The following is an 18,471-nucleotide window of genomic DNA, read 5'->3' as shown; positions in this document are numbered from 1 at the left end:
GGGCCCGGCGTCGGCAGCCACCGGCGCCGGGCACGCACCGCCCGGGCCTCAGGGCACGAGGTCGGGCACGATGTGCTGGCTCTCCTTGGGCGGCCGGAGGTGGTCCTCCTCCACCGGCGGCCGGGGCGGCAGCTCCGGCGCCGGCGGGGTGAGGTCCTCGTACGGCACCTCAGAGCGACCCCGGCCTCGCGCTGCCGCCCGCCGCCCGTGCCGCTGGGGAGCGAGCGTTGGTAACGCGCAGCTGGCCTCCCGCTCGAGCTGCCGCCAACAGTCGCGCCGCCCTCAGCCCAGATGTCTGAGAAACGACTCTGGCGCGCGGAGGAACTGGCGCCAGTTCGCGGTCAGCTCGAGCTCGTCCCAGGCCGCCGCCCGGATGCCCCACGGACCCACCTCCAGTAGGTGCGCGCCCGGCAGGGCGGCCAGCACCGGTGAGTGGGTGGCGATGACGACCTGAGCGCCGTCGGCGGCGAGGTCTTTCAGGGCGGCCAGGAGTGAGAGCGTGGCGGTGAACGACAGGGCGGCGTCGGGCTCGTCCAAGAGGTACAGGCCCGGTTGGGTGGCCCGGTCGTGGAAGATGCTCAGGAAGGCCTCGCCGTGGGAGAGCTCATGGAATCGCGGCTCAACGCGGTGCCAGGAGCGGTTCTCCTCCAAGTAGCTGTACAGCCCGTGCAAGGTCTCGTCGCGTAGCAGGTAGGCCCAACGGGGTGCGCCTGGGCCGCGCTCGACGATCAGGCCCAGCGATCCTGGCTCGCTCGCGCGCGTGCGGTGCTGGGCACCTCCCGACCCGCCCTCCGCGTTGAGCCCCACGGCGGCCGCGATGACCTCGACCAGCGTCGACTTGCCCGACCCGTTCTCGCCGACCAGCACCGTCACGCCCGCCTGTAGTTCGATGCCCTTGCGCAGGACGTGCGCCACGGCCGGCACGGTGGCCGGCCAGAGCCCGTCGGCGATCGGCGTGGCCCCAGGATCGGGGCGCAGGCGGCGGATGGGGCGGCGGTCCATGGCGTCATTCTGTCCATGTCGGTACGTCCGCGGTCAGCAGGAGCAGTGGCGGACGTGCTCTTGGAGATGGAGGAGTGGTCTACCGAAACAGGGGCTGTCTCACAGGCCTTCAGGGACGCCGTCGCCGGACGGCGGCACCAGCTCGTCCAGCCGGCTCAGGGCACGAGGTCGGGCACGATGTGCTGGCTCTCCTTGGGCGGCCGGAGGTAGTCCTCCTCCACCGGTGGCCGGGGCGGCAGCTCCGGGGCCGGCGGGGTGAGGTCCTCGTAGGGCACCTGGGTCAGCAGGTGGGCCATCACGTTGAGCCGGGCGCGCTTCTTCACCTCGGCCTCGACCACCCACCAGGGCGCCTCGGGGATGTCGGTGGCAGCGAACATCGCGTCCTTGGCCCGGGAGAAGTCGACCCAGCGGTTTCGCGCCTCGAGGTCCATCGGGCTCAGCTTCCAGCGCTTGGTCGGGTCCTTCAGCCGCTTCTGGAAGCGCTTCTCCTGCTCGGTGTCGCTGACGGAGAACCAGTACTTCACGACCGTGATCCCGCTGCGCACCAGCATCCGCTCGAACTCCGGGCACGAGCGGAGGAACTCCTCGTACTCCTCGTCGGTGCAGAAGCCCATGACCCGCTCGACGCCGGCGCGGTTGTACCAAGACCGGTCGAACAGCACCATCTCCCCCGGGCCGGGAAGGTGCGCCACGTACCGCTGGAAGTACCACTGCCCCTTCTCCCGCTCGGTCGGGGCCGGGAGCGCGACGACGTGCGCATGCCGCGGGTTGAGGCTCTCGGTGATGCGCTGGATCGCACCGCCCTTGCCGGCGGCGTCGCGGCCCTCGAAGAGGACGACGACCCGCAGACCCCGCGCGCGGACGTGCTCCTGCTGCTTCACCAGCTCCGTCTGCAGCCGGGACAACTCCTGCTCGTAGAACTTGTCGTCGACCTTGCCGGTGGACTCCGGCATCTCCTCGACCGACGACGTAGGACCCGGTGCGCTGACCATGTGACGAGCATCACGCGCCGATCGCCCGGCGGCAAGCGGCGTGCACCCGGCCGCGGCGGACGTGGCCAGTCGCGAGTCCGGCTCAGCCGGCCGGCGTGCCGCGGCGGACGGCGTGGGCGGCCGCCTCCGCCCGGTTGCGCACCCCCAGCTTGGTCAGGATGTGGCTGACGTGGTGCCCGGCGGTCTTCTCGCTGATGACCAGGGTCCGGCCGATGGCGGCGTTCGACAGCCCCCGGGCGATCAGGGCCAGCACCTCCTCCTCCCGGGCGGACAGCTCGCCGGCGCCCCGGACCGAGCGGCGCGCGGGCTCCCGGAGCTCGCGGAGCAGCGCCGTGGCCGCACCCACCGCCGGTGCGGCGCCCAGCCCCTCGAGGGCGGCCAGGGCAGCACCGGCCTCGTCGGCCGCGGTGCCCGGGTCGTCGTGGGCCACGGCCCGGGCCAGCACCAGCCGCGCGAGCGCGGCGTCGAAGGGCATGAGCAGCCCGCTGAACCCACGGAGTGCACGACGGGCCGGTTCCGCCGCCTCCCCCGTCCGCCCGGCGGCGAGCTCGACGGCGGCTGCGGCCAGCGCGGCCCGGGCCGCCAGCAGCCGGATGCCGGTCGCCGCACCCAGCGCCGCGAGCTCGTCGGCCGCCGTCCGGGCACCCGGCACGTCGCCGAGGGCGAGCCGGGCGTGCACCAGCGGGGACAGCAGGCCACCGGCGGCCACCGCGTCGTCCGGAGCCGCCCGCAGGCCCCGCTCCAGCAGGGCCGTGGCCTGCCCGGGGTGCCCGTCGGCCAGCCGCAGCAGCGCCCGCGCGCGCAGTACCGCCGGGTACTCCTCCCGGCCGGCGAGCAGCTGCGCGGCCTCGCGCAGCCGCCCCTGCTGCACCCGCAGCTCGGCCAGCGAGGCGACCGTCGGTGCGCTCACCCCCGGCAGCTGCTCGGCGTGCACCGCCAGCGCCTCCTGCAGGGCCGCCTCCGCGTCGGACCACCGGCCGCCGGCGATCAGCAGGTCGGCGTGCACCGTGCGGCAGGCACCGAACAGCGGCGCGATCGCCGAGCCGCGGGCGAAGGACGCCACGTGCTCGCACCACTCAGCGGCCTGAGTCCACTCCCCCGCGCAAGAGCAGCCGAGCACCAGGTTGCAGTAGGCCTCGCCCAGCGTGTGCAGGTCCGTCACCCGGCCGGCCGTCGCGGCCGCCATGGCCTCTTCGAGCAGCCGCAGCCCGGGCGCCCAGCGCCCGGCTCGCACCTCGGCACACCCGAGCAGGCTGATCGCCAGCACCTCGAGGTCGCCGTCCCCGACGGCCCGGGCGACCTCCAGGGCCTGCGCCGCGGCCGTGGCCTGCTCGCCCACCGTCGCCGCCTGCCGGGCGGACTCGACCGCCACCCAGCCGTGCCCGGCGCAGAGCGGCTGGCCGGCCATGACCCGCTCGGACCGGGCCAGCCAGCCGCGCGCCGCAGAGCCGCGGCCGCTCAGCAGGTGCTGGTGCGCCACCCAGACCGCACTGCGGGCGGCCTCGGCGCAGCGCCCGGCCCGCAGGTGCTCCTCGAACGCCTGCTCGCGCAGCGCGATCGCCTCGGTGACCCGGCCGAGGAACCACTGGGCCTGGGCCAGCCCGTCGCGGGCGTCGGCCCCGCCGCCCGCGGTGAGGGCAGCGGCGAACGCGGAGCGGGCGGACTCCCAGTCCGCTCGTTCCAGCGCCTGCCTGCCTGCTCCCAGCAGCGCAGCCCCGCCGGACCCCGGCACGCGACGAGCGTCCCACGTGCGGGGCCCGGTGAGGACCCTCTGCGTGCTCAGTGCCGGGTACCGACGGCGAGCAGGTACTGCATCTCGTAGCGGGCCGCGCCCGGTGCGCCGCGGTCCCACTCCTCGCAGAAGGCGTCCAGCGCGGCGTCGAACTCCCGCTCCAGCCCGTTCCTGGCCGCGTTGGCCCGCGCCGCGATCGTGGGGCCGTAGCAGCTGGTGAAGTGCCGGCCGTACCCGTGCGCCTCCGGGAACGCGGTGACCTCCAGGGTGTCCCGGTCCAGCGTCGTCCACTCGACCCGGCCGCCGAACAGCCCGCGCAGGTGCTCCTCACTCCCCCACAACGGCGGCGGCTGGGCGCCGGGCGGCGGGGGCGGCATGAACGGCTTCATGGTGGCGAACAGCGCGCCGAGCATGCCGTCGGGCGTCCAGCAGAGCAGGCCGATGCGGCCGCCGGGCCGGCAGACGCGGAGGAGCTCGTCGGCCGACTCCTGGTGGTGCGGAGCGAACATGACGCCGATCGCGGACATCACGACGTCGTAGGAGGCGTCGTCGAAGGGCAGGTGCTCGGCGTCGGCCTCGGTCCACTCCAGGTGCAGCCCGGCGGCCTCGGCCCGCCGGCGTCCGTCGTCGAGCAGCTCGGGGGTGAGGTCGCTGGCGGTGACCCGGGCACCACGGGCGGCCGCGGGCAGGGAGGCGTTGCCGGTGCCGGCGGCGACGTCGAGCACCCGGTCCCGGTCGGTCAGCTGACAGGCGTCGACCAACCGGGGCCCGAGCGGGGTCAGGAAGGTGTCGACCATCCGGGGGTAGTCCCCGGTGGCCCACATGGCGCGGTGGCGTGCCTTGAGCTCGGTGTCGCTGACGGTGGCGGTCATCGGGTCCTCCCTCGGTCGTGGTGCGACCGAGGGTGCTCGCCGAGGATCGGCCGGCACATCGGGCGAACGCCCCATCCGGTGCCCGCCCCCGTGCGCGGGCACCGGCGAGGTGCTGCCGTCAGTTGCCGCTGGAGAAGGCCGAGTCGAAGGCCGCGGACGGCGGGTCGAACGCCAGGCGACGCACGAACTCCAGCGCCTCGGGCGCGCCGATCAGCCGGTCCATCCCGGCGTCCTCCCACTCCACCGAGATCGGCCCGGTGTAGCCGATGGTGTTGAGCATCCGGAAGCAGGCCTCCCACGGGACGTCGCCGTGCCCGGTGGAGACGAAGTCCCAGCCGCGGCGCGGGTCGGCCCAGGGCAGGTGCGACCCCATCCGGCCGTTGCGCCCGTTGCCCACCTGCTTCTTCGCGTCCTTGCAGTCGACGTGGTAGATCCGGTCCTTGAAGTCCCAGAGGAAGCCGACCGGGTCCAGGTCCTGCCAGACGAAGTGGCTGGGGTCCCAGTTCAGCCCGAACGCCTCCCGGTGGCCGATCGCCTCCAGAGCGCGCACCGTCGTCCAGTAGTCGTAGGCGATCTCCGACGGGTGCACCTCGTGCGCGAACTTCACGCCCACCTCGTCGAACACGTCGAGGACAGGGTTCCAGCGGGCGGCGAAGTCGGCGTAGCCCTCCTCGATCATCGACTCGGGCACCGGCGGGAACATCGCCACGGTCTTCCAGATCTTCGACCCGGTGAACCCGACGACGACGTCGACGCCCAGCGCCCGGGCGGCCCGCGCGGTGGCCTTCATCTCCTCCGCGGCCCGCTGCCGGACCCCCTCGGGGTCGCCGTCCCCCCACACCCGGGCGTTCACCATGCCGCGGTGCCGCTCGTCGATGGGGTCGTCGCAGACGGCCTGGCCGTTGAGGTGGTTGGAGATGGCGAACACCGACAGGCCGTGCCGGTCGAGCAGCTCGAGCCGCTCCTTGACGTAGCCGGGGTCCTCAGCGGCCCGGACGACGTCGAGGTGGTCGCCCCAGCAGGCGATCTCCAGGCCGTCGTAGCCCCACCCGGAGGCCAGCCGGCACACCTCCTCGAACGGCAGGTCGGCCCACTGGCCGGTGAACAACGTGACGGGGCGGGGCATCAGCGGTCTCCTCAGATCTCGGTGAAGGCGGAGTTGTCGGCGGCGCTGCGCTCCACGGCGTCGAGCACCCGCTGCACCTGCAGGCCGTCGGCGAACGACGGGGTGGGCTGCTCGCCGGCGGCCAGCGCGGTGACCAGGTCGACGACCTGGTGGGTGAAGCCGTGCTCGTAGCCCAGCCCGTGACCGGCCGGCCACCAGGCACCGACGTAGGGGTGCTCGGGCTCGGTGACCACGATGCGGCGGAAGCCGGCGGTCGTGGCCGGTTCCCCGCCGTCGAAGAACTGCAGGACGTTCATGTCCTCGAAGTCGAAGGCCAGGCTGCCGGCCGAGCCGTTCACCTCGATCCGGATCGCGTTCTTCCGGCCGAGGGCGAAGCGGGTGGCCTCGAAGGTGCCCAGCGCTCCCCCGGTGAAGCGACCCAGGAAGACGGCGGCGTCGTCGACGGTGACCTCGCCCATCCCCTCGCCACCGACCCCGCCGAGCTTCCCACTGCTGGCCGGCAGCGGCCGCTTGGCCACGAACGTCTCAAGGATCGCGCTGACGCCGGTGAGCGTCTGACCGGTGATGAACTGGGTGAGGTCGACGATGTGCGCACCGATGTCGCCCAGCGCGCCGGACCCGGCCTTGTCCTTCTCCAGCCGCCAGGACATCGGCGACGCGGGGTCGGCGATCCAGTCCTGCAGGTACTGCGCCCGGACGTGCCGGATCTGGCCCAGCCGCCCCTCGGCGACCAGCTGCCGGGCGAGGGTGATGGCCGGGACCCGCCGGTAGGTGAAGCCGACCATCGCCCGCACCCCGGAGCCGGCGGCCCGTTCGGCCGCCTCGGCCATGGCCTCGGCCTCGGCGACGGAGTTGGCCAGCGGCTTCTCGCAGAGGACGTGCTTGCCGGCCGCCAGCGCCGCGATCGCCATCTCGGCGTGGGTGTGCCCGGGGGTGCAGATGTCGACGAGGTCGACGTCGTCCCGCTCCAGCACGCGGCGCCAGTCGGTCTCGGTGTCGGCCCAGCCGAGCCGGCCGGCCGCGGCGGCGACCCCCTCCGGGTTCCGGCCGGCCAGCACGGTCAGCTCCGGGGTGAGGGGCAGGTCGAAGAAGCGCGGCGCGGTGCGCCAGGCGTGGGAGTGCGCCGCGCCCATGAAGGCGTGGCCGATCAGGCCGACGCGCAGCGCCGGCCGGGCAGGGTGGGTCATCACATGCTCCAGGAGTGGGACCGGTGCCGCCGGTGACCGGTCGTGGTCACCGGCGGCACCCCGACGGGAGGATCAGGACTCGAACGCGTCGTCGATGTACTGGTCGACGTTCTCTTCCGTGACCACCGGCGCGTTGAGCACGATCTCCCGCGGCACCTCCTGGGACACCAGGTCGGACATGCTCTTGCCCTGGGCGATCAGCCGGGCCAGCGCGATGCCGTCGGCGGCCTGGGTCGCCGGGTAGATGACGGTCGCCTCCAGCACGGAGTCACCGGACTGGATGTCCCGCATGGCGTTGGCCGAGCCGGCCCCGCCGACCATGAAGAACTCGTCGCGGCCGGCGTTGTTGATCGCGGCCAGCACGCCGACGCCCTGGTCGTCGTCGTGGTTCCACAGCGCGTCGATCTGCGGTGCGGCCTGCAGCAGGTTGGCCGCCGCCTCCTCACCGGACTCGACGGTGAACTCCGCGGCCACCCGGTTGTCGACGTCCAGGCCGCAGTCGGCCAGTGCGTCGGCGAAGCCCTGGCTGCGCTCCTGGGTCAGCGGGAGCGAGTCGATGCCGGCGATCTCGGCCACGACGGCGTCGGGCTGGTCGCCCAGCCGGGAGCAGATGTACGTGCCGGCGGAGACGCCCATGCCGTAGTTGTCGCCGAGGATGGTGGCCCGGGCGGCGAACGGGCTGGAGAACTCCCGGTCGACGTTGATCACCGGGATGCCGGCCTCCATCGCCCGCAGCGCCACCGGGGTGAGCGCGGCCCCGTCGAAGGGCAGCAGCACGATCGCGTCGACGCCCTCGTTGATGAAGGTCTCGACCTGGGAGATCTGGGTGCTGGGGTCGTTGGTGCCCTCGGCGATGACCAGCTCGACGTCCTCGTGCCGTTCGGCCTCGGCCTGGGCGGCGTTGCTGATGCCGGCCATCCAGCCGTGGTCGGCGGCCGGCGCGGAGAAGCCGATCCGCACCGTCTCACCGGTCTCGTCGTTGGAGCTGGCGACGACGTCGCCACCGCCCTCGTCGGACCCGGAGGTCTCCGGGGTGTTGCTGGTGCAGCCGGCCACCAGGGCACCGGCTCCGACCACACAGACGGCGGTGGTCAGCAGGCGACCGTACGGACGCTGCCTCGTTGCAGACATGTTCTCTCCTCGCAGATCGCCGCCCTGGCTGCGCCGCCAGGAGTCGGGGTGGTGCGCCGGCGGGCCGGGGTGGCCGGCCGGAGGTCGGGGGCCGCGGGTGACCGCGACGGCGGGTTCAGGTCGGGGGGCGACTGTGGGAGTCGCCGGGGCGGGCTCCGGCCGGTCCGCCGGGGGCGGCCGAGCCGCCGGGCAGGGACCCGGCCGGGTTCCCCGGGCGCGCCGCGCCGCCGCCGCCGCGGGCCTTCTTGCGGGGGCGGGCGCCGCCGGCGGCCAGCCGCTGCTGCAGCAGCACGGCGAGCACGATGATCACGCCGCGGGCGACGGCCTGCGCCGAGCTGGACAGGTTGTTCAGCGTGAAGACGTTGCCGAGCGTGGTGAAGATCAGCACGCCCAGCACGGTGCCGACGATGGTGCCGCGCCCGCCGACCAGCAGCGTCCCGCCGATGACGACGGCGGCGATCGCGTCCAGCTCCAGCAGGGTGCCGTGGGTGGAGCTGCCGGTCGTCGTCCGGGCCATCAGCATCACCGCGGCGATCCCGCAGGTGACCCCGGACAGCACGTACAGCCACACCGTGTGCCGCTGCACCCGGATGCCGGCCAGCCGGGCGGCCTCGGCGTTGCCGCCGACGGCGAAGGTGCGGCGGCCGAAGGTGGTGCGGTTGAGCAGCACCCAGCCGGCTCCGGCGACCAGCGCGAACATGATCACCAGGGTGGGGATGCCGAGGACGTCGCCGCCGAAGAACTCGATGAAGCCCCGGTCCTGGACGATCTGGGTCCGCCGGTTGGCGATGATCTCCGCCAGCCCCCTGGCGGCCGCGAGCATCGCCAGGGTGGCGATGAAGGCGACCAGTTTCCCGTAGGCGATGACGATCCCGTTGATCAACCCCGCCCCGGCGCCGACCGCGATCGCGGTGAACACCATGACGATCCAGTGGAAGTCCGCCGCCATCGCCTGGGTGGCCAGCGTGGTCGCCCAGACCGAGGAGAGCGCGACCAGCGCACCCACCGACAGGTCGATGCCGCCACCGATGATCACGAAGGTCATCCCGACGCTGACCACGCCGACGACGGCGGCCAGCCGCAGGATCGTCAGGACGTTGTCCACGTCGACGAAGCGGCCGGGCGCGGTGATGGCGCCGACCACGCAGAGCACCAGCAGGGCCACGACGAGCCCGAGGTTGCGGCCCAGCGGGCCGGCCAGCAGACCGGGTCCCTTGCCGTCGCCGTCGGCGGAGCCGGTCCTGCTGTCCGCCGGCGGTGTCGCGGTGGTGGTCTCGCTCATGCCACGTCTCCTTCGCGGGCGGCGCCCGCTGTCGGGGCCGCTCCTTCCATGACCAGGTCGAGCACCCGGTGCTCGTCGAGCTCGTCGGCGGGGCCGCGGGCGATGACGGCGCCGTCGGCCACGACCAGCACGTGGTCGGCCAGGCCGAGCACCTCCGGGATCTCGCTGGAGACGACGACCACGGCGACCCCGCGGTCGGCCAGCTTGCGGATCAGCGCGTAGATCTCCGAGCGGGCGCCGACGTCGACGCCGCGGGTGGGCTCGTCGAGCAGCAGCACCGTGCAGTCGCGGAGCAGCCAGCGGGCCAGCACGACCTTCTGCTGGTTGCCGCCGGAGAGGGTGCGGACCTCACGCTCGACGTCCACGGGCCGGAGGTCCAGCGCCTCGGCCTGGTCCCGGGCGGCCTGCTTCTCCGCTCCCCCGGACAACAGGCCCCCGCGGGCGAACCGGGCCAGGCTGGCCAGCGTGATGTTGCGGTAGATCGGCTCACCCAGCAGCAGGCCCTGGCTCTTGCGCTCCTCGGGTGCCAGCCCGACGCCCGCGCCGACGGCCGCGGCCACGTCGCCGGGCCGGAGCCTGCGCCCGGCGACCTGAACCGTGCCGGTGGAGGCCCGCCGGGCGCCGTAGACGGTCTCGAGGATCTCCGACCGGCCGGAACCGACGAGCCCCGCGAGGCCCAGCACCTCCCCCGGCCGGACGTCGAAGGAGACGTCGCTGAACTTGCCGACCAGCGAGAGGTCCCGGACCTGCAGCACCGGCTCGGCGGCCTGGCCGGGGAACTCGCGGCGCTCCGGGAAGACGTACTCGATCGTCCGGCCGGTCATCAGGGTGATGACCTCCCGGGTGGAGGTGTCAGCCGCCGGCAGGCCGGTGGCGACCGTCCGGCCGTCCTTGAGCACGGTGATCCGGTCACCGACTTCGCGGATCTCCTCCAGCCGGTGGGAGATGTAGACGACGGCGACGCCGGAGTCGGTGAGGTCGCGGATGACCTGGAAGAGGTGCTCGACCTCCTCGCTGTCGAGCACCGCGGAGGGCTCGTCCATGACGATCAGCCGGGCGTCCTGGGACAGCGCCCGGGCCATGCTGACCATCTGCTGGGCGGCCGCCGACAGCGAGCCGACCTCGGCGGTGGGCCGGATCTCCGGGTGTCCCAGCCGGGACAGCAGCTCCCCGGCGGCCCGGTTCGCCTGCGCCGGCCGGGTGATCCCCAGGTGGGACCGCTCCCGGCCCAGGAAGACGTTGTCCGCGACGGTCAGCCCGGCGACCAGGTCGAGCTCCTGGTAGATGGTGGCGATGCCCAGGGACATCGCTGCCTGCGGGTCGCCCAGGGTGACCGGGGCGCCGTCCCAGCTGATATGGCCCTCGTCGGGCTGGTGCGCGCCGGCGAGGACCTTGATCAGGGTGGACTTGCCCGCGCCGTTCTGGCCGAGCAGGCAGTGCACCTCACCGGCCCGGACGTCGAGGTCGACGCCGTCGAGGGCCCGGACGCCGGGGAACTGCTTGACGATGCCGTGCATCTCCAGCAGCGGCGTCGACGAGGACGCGGTCACGCGCGCTCTCCGCGCCGGGCGGGCAGGACGCCGGACATGCCACCAACTCCAGACTTATGCTCAGCACTGAACAGAAGTACGTCAGGCGGGACACTATGTCTGGCATCACATCTGGGTCAAGACACCGCTGCGGCGTTACCGAACCGCAACCGGAGCAGGCCGCACCGGGCCGGGAGCCGACCGGGGGCCGGGCCCGGCAGGTGGCCGCGGCCGAGGAGAGGTGGAGCCCGCGATCAGCGGGCGGTGGGCGCCTCGGCGGAGCCGGCGTCCTGCGCCACCTGGTAGACCGAGTCCTCCTCCAGGAAGCCCTCGATCGCCATCAGCGCGGCGCCCAGCCGCCCGGAGAGGTCCGGGGCCGCGCTCACGGAGATGTCCAGCGCGCGGGCGGCCAGCGGCAGTGAGCGCCCGTAGACGGCCTCCCGGATGCCGGCCAGCAGCGGCGGCCCGGCCTGCGCCACGCCCCCGGTCATCACGATCCGGTGCGGGTTGAAGAAGTTGACCAGGCTGGCCAGCACGGTGCCGATGGTCCGGCCGGCGTTGCGGACCAGCTCCAGGGCCGGCCCGTCACCCTGGGCGGCCAGCTGCACCAGCTCGCGCGTCGTCGTCACCGGCAGCCCCGCCGCCAGCGCGTCGCGGAGCAGGGCGCCGCCACCGGCGATCGCCTCGAGACAGTTCTCGTTGCCGCACCGGCAGAGCACCGGCCGGCCCTGCGGGGGCGGGACGGAGATGTGCCCGATGTCGCCGGCGCTGCCCTGGGCGCCGCGGTAGACCTGCCCGTCGACGACGATGCCGCAGCCGATGCCGGTGCCGACCTTGATCACCAGCACGTCCTCGGTCGACCCGGCGATGCCCATCTCGCCCAGCGCCATCACGTTCACGTCGTTGTCGGCGAAGACCGGGCAGTCGTACCGGCCGAAGGCGCTCGGGATCGGGTGGTCGTGCCAGCCCGGCATGATCGGGGGGTGGACCGGCCGGCCGGTCGAGAACTCCACCGGCCCGGGGACGCCGACGCCGACGGCGCAGACGTCGGCCGGGGTCAGGCCGGCCTCGGCCAGCACCCGCTGGGCCAGCCGGTCGACCTCGGCCAGCACGGGGCCGGGCCCCTCGGCGATGTCGATGGGGTGGCCCACCGTGGCCAGGACCTCCGCGGACAGGTCGGTGACGGCGACGTCGACGCTCGTCACGCCCAGGTCGACGGCGAGCACGCAGCCGGCCTGGCTGTTGAAGCGCAGCAGCGTCGGCGGGCGCCCGCCGGTGCTCCAGCCGCGGCCGCCCTCCTCGAGGAGGTTCGCGGCGATCAGCTGGTCGACCCGGGCGCTGACCGTGTTGCGGGACGAGCCGGTCAGCGCGACGAGTTCGGCGCGGCTCCGCGCCCGCCCGGTGCGCACGTGGTGCAGCAGCGCGCTGGCCGAGGCAGAGGTGGAAGCCACGTCGTCATGGTGGCACGCGCGGCGGTGACCCGGCGGCGGTCATCGTGCGCGCGCTGTCACAGCCCGACCGCGACCGTCGCCGCCAGCTCCCGGCACGCCTCCAGGTCCTCGGCACCCGGCGGCCCGGTCAGGCTCAGCGGCGCCGCCACCTGTCGCCAGCCCAGTGCCCCGGTGATCCGCTGCACGCTGGTCAGGGCTCCGGCCGTGTCGTCGTTGCCGTGCACGTACACCCCGTACGGCAGCCCCGCCGTGGCGTCCAGGCACGGGTAGAAGACCGTGTCGAAGAAGTGCTTGAGCGCACCGGACATGTAGCCGATGTTGGCCGGCGTCCCGAGCAGGACGCCGTCGGCGGCGAGCACGTCCGCCGCCCCCGCCGACAGGGCCGGCCGCACGGTCAGCTCGACGTCCTCGACCAGCGCGACGCCCTCGCGGACGGCGGTCAACACCGCCTGCAGGGCCGGCGAGGGCGTGTGGTGGACGACCAGCAGGCGCGGCATCCCGGCATCCTCCCCCGCTCAGGGCAGGGTCCGCACGGCCTCCAGCTGCTGGGTGAAGTGGGCGGCGAGCGCGTCGGCGACCCGCTCCACGCACAGCTCCCCGATGGCGGTGGACAGCCCGTGCGGGTCGCCCATGATCCCGGTGTCGGAGATCGCCCGGACGCCGCCGGTGAACATGCGCTGCAGGAAGGCGTCGTCGACCGGGCCGGTGTACCCGCGGACCAGCCGCTCGGTGCGCACCTGCCCGGGCCGGAGGACGGCGTAGACGGAGGACTCCGCGACGTCCGCGTGACCGCCGACCCCCGCGGGGTCCCCACCGGCGTCGGCGACGGCGGACCGCCAGATGTCGACCAGGCCGAGGAGGTCGGACCAGACGACCACCCGGCAGTCCGGCCCCACGGCGGCGTCCAGCCGCTCGGCCATCTCGGCCAACGGCGCGAAGTTCCCGCCGTGGGCGGAGAAGCAGAGGATCGACCGGAAACCGTGCGCGGCGAGGCTCTGGCAGTAGTCGGTGTAGACGGCCTCGAAGGTCTCCGGGCGCAGGCTGATCGTGCCGGCGAAGCCCATGTGGTGCGGCGAGACGCCCACCCGGATGGTGGGTGCGACCAGCGCCGTCCCCAGCCGCTGGGCCAGCTCCACCGCCAGCCGGTCGGCGTGCACCGCGTCCACGTCCAGCGGCAGGTGCGGGCCGTGCTGTTCCACCGCGCCGCACGGCACGATGACGTCGCACCGTCCGTCCGCGAGCGCGGCCTGCACCTCTTCGTAGGTCATCGTCTCGAGCAGCACGTCGTCTCCTGTGGGGTCTCGTCGGGGCACGGGCTCACGTGGTGATGCGGACGACGGCCTCGATCTCCACGGCGATGTCGAACGGGAGCTCGGCCATGCCGACCGCGGACCGGGCGCCCCGACCGGCGTCCCCGAGCACGTCGACGAAGAGGTCCGAGCAGCCGTCGATCACGGCGGGCGTGCGGTTGAAGCCGGGCCGGCAGTTGACCATGCCGAAGAGCTTGACCACCTGGCGCACCCGGCCGAGGTCTCCCAGCTCGGCACGCAGGGCGGCGAGCAGCTGCAGCCCGGTGAGCCGGGCGGCCTCCCGGGCGGTGTCCAGGTCCAGGCCCCCGTCGCCGACCTTGCCGGTGATCAGCGTGCCGTCGGGTCGGACCGGGCCCATCCCGGAGAGGAACAGCAGGTCCCCGGCGGCCATGACGGGCAGGTAGTTGCCGCCCGGCGCCATCGGGGTGGGCAGCTCCAGGCCCAGTTCGCGGAGCCGTGCGTCGACGTCCATGGGCGCATCCTGGCCTGCGCGAGCACGGAACGGGAGTCCTGCGGCCGGGCGGACTGGGAACATGATCGGGTGCTGCTCACCGACGTCCTCGCTGCGTCCACCGCGGTCACGGCCACCCGGTCCCGCACGGCCAAGGCCGCGGCCATCGCCACGCTGCTGCGGGCCTCGGACCCCGAGGAGGTCCTGCCGGTCACCGGGTGGCTGGCCGGGGAACCGCGCCAGGGGCGGCTCGGGGTCGGCTGGCGCACGCTGTCCCGGCTGGGCGGGGGTGCCGCGGACGCACCGACGCTGACCGTCCCGGAGGTCGACGCGGCGCTGACCGAGCTGGCCGGGACGACCGGTGCCGGGTCGGCGGCGCGGCGCGACGCCGTCCTCGGCGGGCTGCTGGCCGCGGCCACCCCGGAGGAGCACCACTTCCTGGTCCGGCTGCTCACCGGCGAACTCCGCCAGGGCGCACTGGAGGGCGTCGTGCTGGACGCGGTCGCCGCTGCGGCCGAGGTGCCGGCCGCCGTCGTCCGCCGGGCCTTCATGCTGTCCGGCCGGCTGCCGGAGACCGCCGCGCTGGCGCTGTCCGGTGGGGTGGCGGCGCTGTCGGCGGTGCGGCTGGAGGTGGGCCGCCCGGTGCGGCCGATGCTGGCCAGCCCCGGGTCCTCGCTGGACGCGGCGCTCGCCGACCTCGGCGCTGAGGTGACCGTCGAGTTCAAGCTCGACGGCGCCCGGATCCAGGTGCACCGGGACGGCGACGTCGTCCGGGTGTGGACCCGGTCGCTGCGGGAGGTGACCGACGGCGTGCCGGAGCTGGTGGAGCGGATCCGGGCGCTGCCGTGCGAGACCGCCGTGCTCGACGGGGAGACCCTCGCGCTGGACGACGACGGCCGGCCGCGCGCCTTCCAGGACACGATGAGCCGCTTCGGCAGCGACAGCGCGGACGCCGGCGTGCTGCTCAGCCCCTTCCTCTTCGACGTGCTGCACCTGGACGGCCGGGACCTGCTCGACGAGCCGCTGGCGGTGCGGCTGGACGCGCTGGCCGGGCTGCTGGCCGACGACGCGCACGCGGCGCTGCGGATGCCCGGGGCGCGCCGGCCCACCCCGGAGCAGGCCGCCGGCGTGCTGGACGACGCGCTGACCGCCGGCCACGAGGGCGTGGTGGTGAAGGCGCTGGACGCGCCCTACGCCGCCGGCCGCCGCGGCAAGGCGTGGCAGAAGGTCAAGCCGGTGCACACCCTCGACCTGGTCGTGCTCGGCGCGGAGTGGGGGTACGGGCGGCGCGCGGGTTCCCTCTCCAACATCCACCTCGGGGCCCGCGACCCCGACGGCGGCGAGCCGGTGATGGTCGGCAAGACGTTCAAGGGGATGACCGACGAGCTGCTGGCCTGGCAGACCCGGACGTTCCCGGAGCACGCCGCCGAGCAGCCGGACTGGGGCGTGCTGCTGCGCCCCGAGCTGGTGGTGGAGATCGGCGTGGACGGCGCCCAGCGCAGCACCCGCTACCCCGGCGGGGTGGCCCTGCGGTTCGCCCGGGTGCTGCGCTACCGCCCGGACAAGACCCCGGCCGAGGCCGACACGATCGACGCGGTGCGTGCCCTGCTCGCCGGTGGGCCGACGGCCGACTGACCGGGGCCGGTCAGCGGCGGTGCCAGTGGGCGGCGCCGGCGGCGGCCAGCCCGAGGACGGTCATCGACAGGCCGACGCTCCGGTCGGCCACGTCGCCGCCGCGCCGGCCCACCAGGACGGCGGCTCCGTCCAGCGCGGTGAGCAGCAGGGTGACCTCCGTGGTGCGCCGGGCCTGGGGCACGGGGGTCACCAGCAGGGCCGCGCCCATCGCGATGTTCCGCGCCGCGATCAGCCGGACCAGCAGCGGGAGGGCGACGTCGGTGCTGCTGGCGCGCTCGTCGACCCCCAGCACCCGGGTCATCGCCCGGGGGGCGAACAGCGCGCCGGTGCCGAGCCAGATCGACAACGTCCCGATGCTCTTGCGGGTCACGTCCCAGTTCAACGTCATGACCGGCTGGTGCCCGGCTGCCCGGCCCGCCAACCGGTCGCCACCAGGACGAGCACGAACGCGAGATACGGCAGCGTGGCCGTGCTGGCCACGAAGTCGCTCACGGTGGCGACGGCGAAGGCCCCGACGTCGGGTGAGTCCAGTGGCCCCAGCACCCGGTCGAAGCCCAGCGCCGCCACGGACGCCGGCAGGGTCAGCAGCGCGGACACCGCTCCCCCGGTGACCACCCCGGCCAGCACCGTTCCGGGGGCGCGCCGCACGGCCCGCACCGCGAGCGCGACCCCGCGCCGCAGCGCACCGGAGGGGGTGAGCCGCCCGCCGTCGAGCAGGCCGGCGACCGCCCCGGTCACCCACAGCTGGGCGACCAGACCGGTCAGGAACCCGACGACGTCGACGGCCAGCGCGGTCCAGAGCCGGGGGTCGTCCCAGACAAGGACGTGCCGCAGCACGTCGGGGACGGCGTTGACCGCGGCGGCGGCCGCGGCGGCGAGGAAGGCGGCCGGGGCGTGCCGGCGCAGCAGCCGGAGCGCCGTGCCGAGCGTGCCGACCGTTCCCTGCGCTGGGCTGCCCTCGCTCACGACCTGGTGGCGACGAGCGCCGTCCAGCAGCCGGCCAGCCGGGTCTCCTGGGCGGTGACCGTCAGCCCGGCGGCGCGGCACGCCTCCGCCATGGCCGCCGGAGTGGGGCGGTCGCCGTCGGCCGGGTGCGCGGCGACCGCACGGAGGACCCGGCTGTCGATGAACCGGGCGGTCATCTCGCAGGAGTAGAGCCGGCCGCCGGGGCGCAACACCCGCGCCGCCTCGGCCACCACGGCCCGCCAGTCGTCGGTGTGGTGCAGCACGTGCCAGCCGAACACCGCGTCGTAGGAGGCGTCGGCTGCGCTCAGCCGGGTCGCATCGCCCTCGCTGACCTGCACCCGGTCGCCGAGGTCGCGCACCGCGGCCCGGCAGTCCGCCACGCTGGCGGGGAACAGCTCCACCCCGTCGGCGTGCGCGGCCCCGAAGGTGTCCAGCGCCGACCGCAGGCCGGTGCCGCGCCGGCCGGTGCCGAGTTCCAGCACCCGACCGCCGGGCACCGGCCCGCCGAGCCGGAGCAGCAGCCGGGCCTCGATGCGAGCCTGGACCAGAGCGCGCAGGCGGGCGTCGACCCAGAGCCGGGTGCCGTCGACGAACGTGGGTGGGACGCCGGGTGCCCGGTCGCTGCGTGAGGTGGCCGGGCCGGACGAGGAGTGCTCGGGGAGGTCAGGCACGCAGCCGGTGTGCCCGCCAGGGACCGGGCGAAACGGGAGGGCGTCCGCGGACGGTGCCCCCGGTGGTGGTGGCGGTCAGCTCGCGGGGGTGCTGGCGTGCCGGCGGCGGCCTCCGCGCGCCGTCGAGCCCGGGTCCGCCAGGAGGAGGAGCGCCCCGATGCCGACGGGCAGCCACAGGCTGACCAGCCGGTAGACCAGCACGGCCGGCACCGCCTCGCTGGCCGGCAGGCCGGCGACGGCGATCAGCGCGGAGGCCAGTGCCGCCTCCACGACCCCGATGCCACCGGGGGTCAGCCGCGCCGAGGAGGCCAGTGCGCCGGCGGCCCAGGCGAGCAGCAGGCCCTGCCACGGGATCGGCGCGCCCACGGCCACCAGGGCCAGGGCCAGGGCAGCGACGTCCAACACCCAGTTGGCCAACGCGAACAGGCCGGCGGCCGTCGCGGTACCGAAGGACAGCCGGAAGGCGCCCAGTGAGGTCAGCAGTTCGTCGATCCGCCGCGCGACGTCCCGTCCGCGCAGCGACCGGATCCATCGGGCCAGCGCGGTGACGACGCGCGTGGCGAGCCGGACGACGACGGTGCGCGACCGCTCGTGCCGCACCACCAGCACGAGGCCCAGCACTGGGACGACCCCGGCCGCGGTGGCCAAGAAGGCGCCGAGTGCACCCCACAGTGACCCGGTCGCCGCGGACCCCACAGCCAGGACGACCGCCAACGTGGCCGTTGCTGCGATCCCGGAGACAGCCAGCGCCCAGCCCACCAGCGCAGGGCTGTTGCCGAGCGCGTGCAGCCGGCGGTAGGTGTACGCCGCGCTCGCCGGGGCTCCGGCCACCGGCACCGTCGAGGCGATGGTGTTGCCCGCGTAGATGGTGGTCGTGGCGTGCCGCAGCGGGACGTTGCCGCCGCCCGCGCGCACCAGCACGAGCTGCTGCAGGACCAGGAAGTGCAGGGAGAGGAACTGGGTCAGAGCGGCGAGGGCGACCCATGACCAGGCGATGCCGACCAGGCCGTCCCACCACTCGGCGATCCGGTCCCGGAAGACGACGATCCCGGCACCGACTGCCACGAGCAGGACGGCCCGCAGCACGATGTTCCGCACCCGCCGGCGAGCGCTCCGGCGGCCGGTCGGGGAGGC

18 protein-coding genes are annotated in these 18,471 nt (G+C 74.5%); 1 reads left to right on the top strand and 17 read right to left on the bottom strand.

All coding sequences use genetic code 11. The annotated features are described in order from the left end of the window. Positions 1 to 282 precede the first annotated feature (282 nt). The 13 genes from O2W20_RS08405 to O2W20_RS08345 all read right to left on the bottom strand — a co-directional run bounded on the left by O2W20_RS08405 (position 283) and on the right by O2W20_RS08345 (position 14,086). Positions 283 to 1,002 carry an AAA family ATPase gene (locus tag O2W20_RS08405; protein WP_269173089.1) on the bottom strand — a complete coding sequence of 240 codons (720 nt, stop codon included), beginning with the start codon at positions 1,000 to 1,002 and terminating at the stop codon, positions 283 to 285. 155 nt (positions 1,003 to 1,157) lie between these two features. After that, complete coding sequence (gene ppk2 / locus O2W20_RS08400; RefSeq protein WP_269173090.1) at positions 1,158 to 1,994, bottom strand: polyphosphate kinase 2; 837 nt, start codon at positions 1,992 to 1,994, stop codon at positions 1,158 to 1,160. 82 nt (positions 1,995 to 2,076) lie between these two features. Beyond that, a complete protein-coding gene (locus O2W20_RS08395; protein WP_269173091.1) occupies positions 2,077 to 3,726 on the bottom strand; it encodes a response regulator transcription factor in 1,650 nt (549 codons plus the stop codon). Between the two features lie 47 nt (positions 3,727 to 3,773). Further along, entirely contained in the window at positions 3,774 to 4,598 is an 825-nt protein-coding gene (locus tag O2W20_RS08390) for a class I SAM-dependent methyltransferase (RefSeq protein ID WP_269173092.1), read from the bottom strand. 118 nt (positions 4,599 to 4,716) lie between these two features. Next, positions 4,717 to 5,724, bottom strand: coding sequence for a sugar phosphate isomerase/epimerase family protein (locus tag O2W20_RS08385; RefSeq protein WP_269173093.1), 1,008 nt, complete (start codon positions 5,722 to 5,724; stop codon positions 4,717 to 4,719). An 11-nt stretch (positions 5,725 to 5,735) separates the two neighbouring features. After that, positions 5,736 to 6,911, bottom strand: a complete 1,176-nt coding sequence (locus tag O2W20_RS08380; RefSeq protein WP_269173094.1) for a Gfo/Idh/MocA family protein — start codon at positions 6,909 to 6,911, stop codon at positions 5,736 to 5,738. Positions 6,912 to 6,983: 72 nt separating this feature from the next. Beyond that, positions 6,984 to 8,042, bottom strand: coding sequence for a substrate-binding domain-containing protein (locus O2W20_RS08375; protein ID WP_269173095.1), 1,059 nt, complete (start codon positions 8,040 to 8,042; stop codon positions 6,984 to 6,986). A 115-nt stretch (positions 8,043 to 8,157) separates the two neighbouring features. Beyond that, positions 8,158 to 9,324: an ABC transporter permease gene (locus O2W20_RS08370; RefSeq protein WP_269173096.1), complete on the bottom strand. Its 1,167-nt coding sequence runs from the start codon at positions 9,322 to 9,324 to the stop codon at positions 8,158 to 8,160. After that, a complete protein-coding gene (locus O2W20_RS08365) occupies positions 9,321 to 10,874 on the bottom strand; it encodes a sugar ABC transporter ATP-binding protein (protein ID WP_269173097.1) in 1,554 nt (517 codons plus the stop codon). The genes O2W20_RS08370 and O2W20_RS08365 overlap by 4 nt, the downstream gene beginning before the upstream one ends. A gap of 233 nt (positions 10,875 to 11,107) precedes the next feature. Next, positions 11,108 to 12,304 (bottom strand): ROK family protein, encoded by a 1,197-nt coding sequence (locus O2W20_RS08360; protein WP_269173098.1) that lies wholly within the window; start codon positions 12,302 to 12,304, stop codon positions 11,108 to 11,110. A gap of 56 nt (positions 12,305 to 12,360) precedes the next feature. Further along, complete coding sequence (locus tag O2W20_RS08355; RefSeq protein WP_269173099.1) at positions 12,361 to 12,801, bottom strand: flavodoxin family protein; 441 nt, start codon at positions 12,799 to 12,801, stop codon at positions 12,361 to 12,363. Positions 12,802 to 12,819: 18 nt separating this feature from the next. Continuing rightward, complete coding sequence (locus O2W20_RS08350) at positions 12,820 to 13,587, bottom strand: creatininase family protein (RefSeq protein WP_269173100.1); 768 nt, start codon at positions 13,585 to 13,587, stop codon at positions 12,820 to 12,822. Positions 13,588 to 13,621: 34 nt separating this feature from the next. Continuing rightward, complete coding sequence (locus O2W20_RS08345) at positions 13,622 to 14,086, bottom strand: RidA family protein (RefSeq protein ID WP_269173101.1); 465 nt, start codon at positions 14,084 to 14,086, stop codon at positions 13,622 to 13,624. A 69-nt stretch (positions 14,087 to 14,155) separates the two neighbouring features. Between O2W20_RS08345 and O2W20_RS08340 the strand changes: the two genes are divergently transcribed. Continuing rightward, entirely contained in the window at positions 14,156 to 15,700 is a 1,545-nt protein-coding gene (locus O2W20_RS08340) for an ATP-dependent DNA ligase (RefSeq protein WP_269173102.1), read from the top strand. Between the two features lie 10 nt (positions 15,701 to 15,710). Here the strand turns inward: O2W20_RS08340 and O2W20_RS08335 are convergent, their stop codons facing one another. The 4 genes from O2W20_RS08335 to O2W20_RS08320 all read right to left on the bottom strand — a co-directional run bounded on the left by O2W20_RS08335 (position 15,711) and on the right by O2W20_RS08320 (position 18,435). Next, positions 15,711 to 16,088 carry a DUF4267 domain-containing protein gene (locus O2W20_RS08335; RefSeq protein WP_269173103.1) on the bottom strand — a complete coding sequence of 126 codons (378 nt, stop codon included), beginning with the start codon at positions 16,086 to 16,088 and terminating at the stop codon, positions 15,711 to 15,713. Then, a complete protein-coding gene (locus O2W20_RS08330; protein ID WP_269173104.1) occupies positions 16,085 to 16,666 on the bottom strand; it encodes a hypothetical protein in 582 nt (193 codons plus the stop codon). Before O2W20_RS08330 ends, O2W20_RS08335 begins: the two co-directional genes overlap by 4 nt. Then, a complete protein-coding gene (locus O2W20_RS08325; protein ID WP_269173105.1) occupies positions 16,663 to 17,337 on the bottom strand; it encodes a class I SAM-dependent methyltransferase in 675 nt (224 codons plus the stop codon). Before O2W20_RS08325 ends, O2W20_RS08330 begins: the two co-directional genes overlap by 4 nt. Before the next feature lie 75 nt (positions 17,338 to 17,412). Further along, positions 17,413 to 18,435 carry a lysylphosphatidylglycerol synthase transmembrane domain-containing protein gene (locus O2W20_RS08320; RefSeq protein ID WP_269173106.1) on the bottom strand — a complete coding sequence of 341 codons (1,023 nt, stop codon included), beginning with the start codon at positions 18,433 to 18,435 and terminating at the stop codon, positions 17,413 to 17,415. Between the last annotated feature and the right edge of the window lie 36 nt (positions 18,436 to 18,471).

The sequence above is a fragment of the Modestobacter sp. VKM Ac-2982 genome, from assembly GCF_026967935.1.
Lineage (GTDB): Bacteria > Actinomycetota > Actinomycetes > Mycobacteriales > Geodermatophilaceae > Modestobacter.
The sequence above is the reverse complement of the archived record's forward strand: the minus strand, read 5'-3'. Positions and strand labels throughout refer to the sequence as shown.